The sequence below is a fragment of the Mycobacterium sp. genome, from assembly GCF_049802695.1.
Taxonomy (GTDB): domain Bacteria; phylum Actinomycetota; class Actinomycetes; order Mycobacteriales; family Mycobacteriaceae; genus Mycobacterium.
The window spans coordinates 1-1564 of sequence record NZ_JBARMY010000371.1 but is presented as its reverse complement, the minus strand read 5'-3'; the positions used below and the strand labels follow the sequence as shown (position 1 = coordinate 1564).

1 protein-coding gene is annotated in these 1564 nt (G+C 66.9%); it reads right to left on the bottom strand.

Annotation, left to right across the window (positions count from 1 at the left end; all coding sequences use genetic code 11):
- A partial coding sequence (locus WA317_RS15390; RefSeq protein ID WP_425173853.1) for a type I polyketide synthase occupies positions 1-1564 on the bottom strand: 1564 nt, incomplete at both ends.

Sequence of the window (1564 nt, the reverse complement as noted above, 5' to 3'; positions counted from 1 at the left end):
TGCGAGGTGCGCACCCGGCGCGCCACGACCCCTTGTTCGGCGAGGCGAGTGCTGAACGCGCGGATGTTCTCCTCGGACCCGGCGACGACGCAGCCGCCCGGGTCGTTGACCGCGGCGAGGTCGACGTCTGCTGACAGATGCTCGGCGATGGCATCGGGACTCAGCGCCACCGCGACCATGACCCCGCGGGGCGCGGCGTGCATGAGGCGGGCGCGCATCGACACCGCCTTGACGGCCGTCGCAAGGTCGAAGACACCTGCGACGGTGGCCGCGACATACTCGCCGATGCTGTGTCCCGCCAGTGCTGCCGGGCGAACGCCGTAGGCATCGATCAGCTTCGCCAGCGCATATTCCACCGTGAACAGCGCGGGCTGGGTCCGGTCGGTGCGCTCCAGATTGCGCGCGGTCCCGTCGAATATCTCCGCGCGCAGGTCGATACCCAACTCCTCACCGAACCCCGCGGCGCACTGATCGAAGTGTTCGGCGAACACCGGCTCGGACTCATAAAGCCCCCGTGCCATCCCGATGTGCTGAGCGCCCTGACCCGGGAACAGGAAAACGACTCGCTCCGAGTTCTCGGTGCTCGGCGAGCACTCGCCGACGAACACGTTGTCGTGCTCGGCCGCCCGCAGCACCGCTGCTGCGTCCTGCTGATCGCCCGCGACCGCCGCCATCCGGATGTTTTCTTTGCGGCGGCCCGCGAGCGTGTACGCGACATCGGACAGGCAGACCTCGTCTGGGCCGGACAACTCGGCGGCCAGGGCCGAGCGTGACTGCTGCAGCGCCTCGGCGGTCCGAGCCGACAACAGCAGCACTTGCGGAGCGGGTTGGATGGCAGATCCTACCGGCGCCTCTACCGGTGCTTCTTCTAAGACCACGTGCGCATTCGTGCCGCCCACACCGAACGAGCTGACCCCCGCGCGCCGGACACCGTCGCATTCCCACGGGCCGTATTTGCTTCGCACGACGAAAGGCCCCTGGTCCAGGTGCAGTTCTGGATTGGGGCTGGTGAAGTGCAGAGTTGCCGGAATCGCTCGTTGCTTGAGGCAGAGGATCGCCTTGATCAGGCCGGCCATGCCGGCCGCTGCCTCCAGGTGACCGATGTTGGACTTGACCGAACCGACAAAGCACGGCCCTGGCCTATCGGCCGGGGAAACACGAGAAACCGCGAATGCTTGTCGCAGTCCTTCGATTTCGATCGGGTCGCCAAGCGGCGTGCCGGTTCCGTGGGTTTCGACATAGCTCACGGTTGAGGCGTCGACTTCCGCCACCGCATGCGCCTCGGCGATGACATCAGCTTGACCGGCCGCATTGGGCGCGGCGTACGTCATCTTCGTCGATCCGTCGTTGTTGAGCGCCGAACCCCTGATCACGGCATGAATGCGGTCACCGTCGTCAAGGGCATCCTGCAATGGCTTGAGCACTACGACACCGACCCCGCTGCCGAAGATGGTGCCGTCCGACCGCACGTCGAACGGCCGGCAGTGGCCGGTCGCCGACACCATGGAACCGGGCTCGTGCCAGTAGCCGACGCGGTGCGGAATCCGGATCGAGGCGCCACCGG